A 7,097-nucleotide genomic window follows, 5' to 3' on the forward strand; every position below is an offset into this window, starting at 1 on the left:
GACCGTGACCCGCTCTCGCCACGACCGTTCCCTATCATTCGGTTCGGCGGCCGCGGCCTATGAGCGGGGACGCCCTTCCTATCCGCCGGAAGCAATCGACTGGCTGTTGCCGGTCGGGGCGCGCCAGGTGCTCGATTTGGGCGCCGGCACCGGGAAGCTGACGACGCGGCTGGTGGAACGCGGCCTGGACGTGGTGGCCGTCGACCCCATCCAGGACATGCTGGAGGTGCTGCGCGCCTCGCTGCCGGAGACTCGGGCGCTGCTGGGCACGGCGGAAGAGATTCCGTTGGAGGACAACAGCGTTGACGTGGTCCTGGTGGCCCAGGCATGGCACTGGGTGGATCCGGAGCGCGCGATTCCGGAGGTGGCACGCGTGCTGCGGCCCGGCGGGCGCCTGGGTCTGGTGTGGAACACCCGCGACGAACGGCTCGGCTGGGTGCGCGAACTGGGGCAGATCATCGGCAGCGACGGCGACGGCGGCCGCACCCAGGTGACACTGCCCGAACCCTTCGCCGACCTGGCGCATCACCGGGTCGAGTGGACGAGTTACCTTACGCCGCAAGCGTTGATCGACCTTGTCGCGTCGCGCAGCTATTGCATCACCTCGCCGACCGAGGTGCGCACCCAAACGCTCGACCAGGTGCGCCAATTGCTGGCCACCCATCCGGCGCTGGCGAATTCGACGGGCCTGGCGCTGCCCTATGTCACCATGTGCACCCGCGCGACGCTGGCAGGCTAGCGACTACTCCTGCAGGTCACCAAACAGCTTCTCCGGGTGATGGAACGCGTTGGTGCGGGGCGCTCCGCGCTCGAGGTGCGGCGGCGGTTTCCATTCGGTGTCGAAGCGGGTGTTTTTGCGGGTGGTCCAGCCGCCCGGCCGCAGCAGGCGATGATGGGGGCCGCAGGCGAAGGTGAGGTCGTTGACGTCGGTGGTGTGACAGGTGGCGTAGTCGGTGACGTGGTGGACCTCGCAGTAGTAGCCGGGTGTGGTGCATCCGGGAGCGGAGCAGCCACGATCCTTGCCATACAACACAATTCGTTGGCCCGGTGACGCAAGCCGCTTCGTGTGGTACAGCGCCAGGGCCTTCCCTTTGTCGAAGACCGTTAGGTAGTGATGGGCGTGGCGGGCCAGGCGGATCACGTCGCTCATCGGCAGGATGGTGCCGCCTCCGGTCAGCCCGCGGCCTGCCGCCGACTCCAGTTCGCCGAGGGTGGTGGTGACGACGATGGAGGCCGGTAAGCCGTTGTGCTGACCCAGCTCTCCGGAGGCCAGCAGCGCCCGCAGTGCCGCGTTGAGCCCATCATGGTTGCGTTGGCCGGCCGACCGCGGGTCGTCCTCGATGGCTTCCTGGCTGGGCGCGCCATCCACGCAAGGGTTTTCGTCGAGTGGGTTGCACATGCCGGGAGCTGCGAGTTTCGCCAGTACGGCTTCAAGGGTGGCGCGTGCCTCGGGGGTCAGCCAGCCGCGCAACTGCGACATGCCGTCGGCTTGCTGGTCACCGAGCGCCAAGCCGCGCTGGCGCGCCCGGTCCTCATCGGTGAAGGTGCCATCGGGGTTGAGGCAGTCGGCGAGCGTGCGGGCCAGCTTGGCCAGTTGTTCGGGACGAAACCGGCTGCCCTCCTTGGCCAATTGGGCTTCGACCTGTTCGCGGGTTGCCATGTCGATCCAGCCGGGCAGCCGGCGGAAAAAGCTGCGAATCACCGCAACCTGACCAGTCCCGAGCGTACCGTCGCGTTGGCCGGCCGCGGTGGCGGCAAGAACAGGCGCCAGCGGTTCGCCGGTCAGGCCGTGCCGTGTGCCCAGGTCCCGCGCCTCCTTGATCCGCCGGGACGCCTCGGCGCGGCTGATCAGCGTTGCCTCGGCGATCGCATGGGACGCTGTGCCACCGAGCTCCAGCGAAGGAGATTGGTGAGCAAGGGAATTGATTAGTGGATGCTCGATGGCCGGGATGCGCCGGCGTAGCTTCTCACAGCGCTCCAAAACCGCCAGTTGCTGGCGGGGATTCAACGCGTCGAACGACAGCGCGCAGGCACGATCCAAGTCGGCATCGAGCGCGTCGAATACCCCGTCGACATCCTGCTGACTGCTTGGGCCCACACCGCCAAACTAGCCGCACCCACCGACAAGGGCCGGTGCATCGACCGCCATAGATACACACTCGCGCAAAAGGTTTCGTCGCACGCCAAACCCGGGTGACACGTCGAGGCGCCCGCGTCCAGATCACAGTGTGGTGTCGATCTGCCGCGCGGCCTTGCGTAATCGGGCCGCGTAATAACCGATGTCGCGGGCGCGGTGGCCTCACGAAACGCTTATTGTGCGAACCTTTATCCCACCGTGTCGCAAACGTGACAGTCATGGGTCAGAGTTCCTTACGTGATTCGAGTGCCGCTGACGCACTCCATGGCGGACGGGGGCTGGCGTGAAGGCACTTGCACGAACTCATCAATGGGTCTGGGTCTTTCGCTGTCAGCCCTTTACCATCCGCCTGCTGGCCGTGGCCGCCGGCCTGCTGACAGTGGCCTCGGCGTTCGCGGCGCCGGCTGAGGCGGAGGGCAACGGGGACGACTTCATCGACGCGCTCAACCATGCCGGTATCGACTTCGGCGAGCCCGGAAACGCGATGTCCGTCGGCGAATCGATCTGCCCGATGCTGTCGCAGCCCGGAGGCAATTTCGCCGCGGCCGCGTCCAGCGTCGCCGGTCGGGGCATGTCGCCGATGATGGCCCGCATGTTCACCCAGATCGCGATCCAGACGTACTGCCCCGAGGAGATGGCAAACATCGCCAGCGGCAACCTGTCCGGCGCCATGCCGCCGGGAATGCCGGGAATGGCCGGGCAAATCCCCGGAATGGCGGGGCAGCTGCCGGGCATGCCCGGGCAGATTCCGGGAGTGCCGGGCCAGTTCCCGGGCATGGCAAACCAATTGCCCGCGATGCCCGGGCAGCCCCCGGCGCTGCCGAGGTTCTAGCGGGTGCCCAGCGGGTCGATGGTCCACGCGATATAGAACATCGCCGCCCCGACCATCGCGGTGGTGACGAAGTCGATTCCCTTGCCGCGCACCACCAGAAGGCCGGCCCGATCGTCGGACAACACCAACCGCAGTAGCGCCGCCACACCCACACCGATGCCGATCAACAGCGAGCCGCGACGCCAAAAGTTGGCCCCAACCAGGGCCAGCGCCACCGCAAAGATCAAGCCCACCAACATAATCGGCCACTGGGCCCGCAGCACGGTGCGCGCGATCATTGCCGCTCGGCCAGCTCGACGACGTTGGTCAGCAGGAACGCGCGGGTCAGCGGTCCCACGCCGCCCGGGTTCGGCGACACGTGGCCGGCCACGTCCCACACGTCGGGATGCACATCGCCGGTGAGCTTGCCGTCCACGCGGCTGACGCCGACGTCGAGCACCGCGGCGCCGGGACGCACCATGTCGGCGGTCACCATGTGCGGCACCCCCACGGCCGCGACGATGATGTCGGCCTGCCTGGTCAGCGCCGGCAGGTCACGAGTCTTGGTGTGGCACAACGTCACCGTGGCGTTCTCCGAGCGGCGAGTCAGCAGCAGCCCCAGTGGGCGGCCGACCGTGACTCCGCGGCCGATGACGACCGCGTGCGCCCCGGCGATCTCAATGTCGTAGCGGCGCAACAGGTGCACTATGCCGCGCGGGGTGCATGGCAGCGGGGCAGGTTTGTTGAGCACCAGCCGACCCAGGTTGGTCGGGTGCAGCCCGTCGGCGTCCTTGTCCGGGTCGACCCGCTCCAGCGCCGCGTTCTCGTCGAGGTGCTTGGGCAGCGGCAACTGCACGATGTACCCGGTGCAGTCGGGATTGGCGTTGAGTTCGTCGATGGTCTCGTTGAGGGTGGCTGCGCTGATGTCGGCGGGCAGGTCACGGCGGATCGAGGTGATGCCCACCTTCGCACAGTCGGCGTGCTTGCCCCGGACGTATGCCTGCGAGCCGGGATCATCGCCCACCAGGATGGTGCCGAGGCCGGGGGTGCGGCCCGATGCGGTCAATGCCGTCACGCGCTGCTTGAGGTCGACGAAAATCTCGTCGCGGGTGGCCTTGCCGTCCAGCGTGATTGCTCCCACCGTGACAGTCTGGCAGACATCGCTAATGGCGACCCGCCGCGCCCGGCCTCGCCGCGCTTGCGATCGCCGCGGCTCCCAATAATGGCGACCCGCCGCGCCCGACTTCGCCGCGCTTGCGATCGCCGCGGCTCCCAATAATGGCGACCCGCCGCGCCCGGCTTCGCCGCGCTTGCGATCGCCATTAGGCTCCCGGTATGTCTACCCCTCCGGACGTGTTCAGCCCCGCGAAGCTCGGTCCGATCACGCTGCGCAACCGCACCATCAAGTCCGCCACCTTCGAGGCGCGCACACCCGAGGCGTTGGTGACCGACGATCTCATCGAATACCACCGATTGCCGGCCGCCGGCGGGGTCGGCATGACGACCGTCGCCTACTGCGCCGTCTCCCCCGGCGGCCGCACCGAAGGCAACGGGATCTGGATGCGACCGGAGGCCGTGCCCGGGTTCCGCCGGCTCACCGACGCGATCCACGCCGAGGGTGCCGCGGTCAGTGCGCAGATCGGGCACGCCGGCCCGGTGGCAAACGCGAAGTCCAATAAGGCCAAGGCCCTGGCGCCGGTCCGGTTTTTCAACCCGATCGGGATGCGGTTCGCCAAGAAGGCGACGCGCGAGGACATCGACGAGGTGATCGCAGGGCACGCCAACGCGGCCCGCCTGGCGATCGAGGCCGGCTTCGATGCGGTCGAAATCCACCTGGGCCACAACTACCTCGCGAGTTCGTTTCTGTCCCCGCTGATCAACCGCCGCGACGACGAGTTCGGGGGTTCGCTGCAGAACCGGGCCAAGGTCGCCCGCGGCATGGTGATGGCCGTTCGGCGTGCCGTGGAAAAGGAAGGCACGCCCATTGCGGTGACCGCCAAGCTGAACATGACCGACGGCGTTCGCGGCGGCATCAGCACGGAGGAATCGCTGACTACCGCCAAGTGGCTGGAGGAAGACGGCGGGCTGGACGCGATCGAACTCACCGCCGGCAGCTCGCTGGTCAACCCGATGTACCTGTTCCGCGGCGACGCGCCCCTCAAGGAGTTCGCCGGCGCGTTCAAGCCGCCGCTGCGCTGGGGCATGCGCATGACGGGCAAGAAGTTCCTGCGCGAATACCCGTACCGCGAGGCATATCTGTTGCGCGACGCCAAGCTGTTCCGCAGCGAGTTGAAGATGCCGTTGATCCTGCTCGGCGGAATCACCAATCGGGAGACGATGGACCTGGCGATGGCGGAGGGATTCGATTTCGTCGCGATGGCCCGGGCGCTGCTGGCCGAGCCGGATCTGATCAACCGAATCGCCGCTGATGGCGCCCAGCACCACGTGCATTCGGCGTGCACGCACTGCAACCGGTGCATGCCCACGATCTACACCCGAACGCACTGCGTGGTGACCGGCGCACCTGACACTCACGGCTAAACCACAGGGCTGCAAGCTACAGTTGTGGCGATGTCAGCACCAGCCCCGCCAGCGCTAACCGTTCATCACGAAGGATCGGAACGCACCTTCGCAGCGGGCCACGACGTAGTAGTCGGGCGCGACCTGCGAGCGGACATGCGTATCACGCACCCGCTGATTTCGCGCGCCCACCTGCTGCTGCGATTCGATCAGGGCAAGTGGCTGGCCATCGACAACGGTTCGCTCAACGGAACTTTCGTCAACGGCCGGCGCGTGCCGGTGGTCGAGATCCACGACGGGCAGAACTTGAACATCGGGAACCCGGACGGACCGCTGCTGACCTTCGACGTCGGCCGCCATCAGGGCATGGCCGGGCGTCCGCCCCGAACCGAATCGATGAACATCCCGGTGGCGGCGCCGCCGCAGGCCGCGGCGTGGTCGGCGCAGCCGGCCCCGCCCACGGCCGCACCACCACCTCCGCCCCCACCCGGGCGCACGCCCAGTTGGGCGGCGCCGCCGCGGCGCCCGCAACCCGCTCCCGTGCAGCGGCAAGGCCCGCCGGGCCACACCATGTACGGGGGTGGCGGTGGACGCCCGCCCGCGTTCCCGCCCGCCGCGCCGCCCCCACCGCACAATGCCCCGCCCATCGCGCAGATGCCGGCCGTGGGTTCGGGCAGCCCCCACACCCAGATGGCCCCGCCGGCCTCCGCAAAGCCGCCCGAGGTGGCGAACCTCGCGACCAAGATGTTCCAGGCGCTGCTGCCTTCGCGGTCCGGCGCGATCCAGCAGCCCGCCGGGTCGCAGACCATCGGCCGGGCCACGGACAACGACATCGTCATCCAGGATGTTCTGGCCTCGCGCCACCACGCCTTCTTGATCCAGACTCCGCTGGGCACCGAGATCCGCGACGCGCACAGCGTGAACGGGACCTTCGTCAACGGCGTCCGGGTTGGTTCGGCCGTGCTCACCGAGGGCGATGTGGTCACCATCGGCAACGTCGACCTGGTGTTCACCGGCGACAGCCTGGTCCGGCGCACCGAGGCCGCAACACGCAGCGGCGGGCTCGAGGTCAACTCCGTCTGCTACACCGTCGACCATGGCAAGCAGCTGCTGGACCACATCTCGCTGACCGCCCGGCCCGGAACACTGACCGCCATCATCGGTGGGTCGGGCGCCGGGAAGACCACCCTGTCGCGGCTGATCGTCGGCTACACCAGCCCCACCTCGGGCAATGTGACCTTCGAGGGCCACAACATTCACACCGAGTACGCGTCCATGCGCAGCAGGATCGGCATGGTCCCGCAGGACGACGTGGTGCACCGCCAGCTCACCGTGAACCAGGCCCTCAACTACGCGGCCGAACTGCGCCTGCCGCCCGACACCAGCAAAGAGGAACGGGCCCGCGTCGTCGCGCAGGTGCTCGAGGAACTCGACATGACCCAGCACGCCGACACCCGGGTCGACAAGCTCTCCGGCGGTCAGCGCAAGCGCGCCTCGGTCGCCCTCGAGCTGCTCACCCAGCCGTCGCTGCTGCTCCTGGACGAGCCGACGTCGGGCCTGGACCCCGCGCTGGACCGTCAGGTGATGCTGATGCTGCGCCAGCTGGCCGACGCGGGCCGCACGGTCTTG

At 68.2% G+C, this 7,097-nt stretch carries 7 protein-coding genes; 4 read left to right on the forward strand and 3 right to left on the reverse strand.

Annotation, left to right across the window (positions count from 1 at the left end; translation table 11 throughout):
* Positions 1–4: 4 nt before the first annotated feature.
* Positions 5–739 carry a class I SAM-dependent methyltransferase gene (locus AC5Y4H_RS23125; protein ID WP_499985594.1) on the forward strand — a complete coding sequence of 245 codons (735 nt, stop codon included), beginning with the start codon at positions 5–7 and terminating at the stop codon, positions 737–739.
* A 3-nt stretch (positions 740–742) separates the two neighbouring features.
* On the opposite strand, the gene AC5Y4H_RS23130 is transcribed toward AC5Y4H_RS23125, so the two are convergent.
* On the reverse strand, positions 743–2,098 hold the full coding sequence (locus AC5Y4H_RS23130) for an HNH endonuclease signature motif containing protein (RefSeq protein WP_499985568.1): 1,356 nt from the start codon (positions 2,096–2,098) through the stop codon (positions 743–745).
* A 322-nt stretch (positions 2,099–2,420) separates the two neighbouring features.
* On the opposite strand from AC5Y4H_RS23130, the gene AC5Y4H_RS23135 reads away from it, so the two are divergent.
* Positions 2,421–2,969 (forward strand): DUF732 domain-containing protein, encoded by a 549-nt coding sequence (locus tag AC5Y4H_RS23135; protein WP_499985570.1) that lies wholly within the window; start codon positions 2,421–2,423, stop codon positions 2,967–2,969.
* Here AC5Y4H_RS23135 and AC5Y4H_RS23140 read toward each other — a convergent pair.
* Positions 2,966–3,247 carry a DUF3017 domain-containing protein gene (locus AC5Y4H_RS23140; RefSeq protein ID WP_499985572.1) on the reverse strand — a complete coding sequence of 94 codons (282 nt, stop codon included), beginning with the start codon at positions 3,245–3,247 and terminating at the stop codon, positions 2,966–2,968. The genes AC5Y4H_RS23135 and AC5Y4H_RS23140 overlap by 4 nt on opposite strands.
* Complete coding sequence (locus tag AC5Y4H_RS23145; protein ID WP_499985574.1) at positions 3,244–4,089, reverse strand: bifunctional methylenetetrahydrofolate dehydrogenase/methenyltetrahydrofolate cyclohydrolase; 846 nt, start codon at positions 4,087–4,089, stop codon at positions 3,244–3,246. Before AC5Y4H_RS23145 ends, AC5Y4H_RS23140 begins: the two co-directional genes overlap by 4 nt.
* 194 nt (positions 4,090–4,283) lie before the next feature.
* Between AC5Y4H_RS23145 and AC5Y4H_RS23150 the strand changes: the two genes are divergently transcribed.
* Positions 4,284–5,489: an NADH:flavin oxidoreductase gene (locus tag AC5Y4H_RS23150; RefSeq protein ID WP_499985577.1), complete on the forward strand. Its 1,206-nt coding sequence runs from the start codon at positions 4,284–4,286 to the stop codon at positions 5,487–5,489.
* 30 nt (positions 5,490–5,519) lie between these two features.
* A partial coding sequence (locus AC5Y4H_RS23155; protein WP_499985580.1) for an ATP-binding cassette domain-containing protein occupies positions 5,520–7,097 on the forward strand: 1,578 nt, incomplete at its 3' end.

The organism is Mycobacterium sp. NGS58, assembly GCF_059812385.1.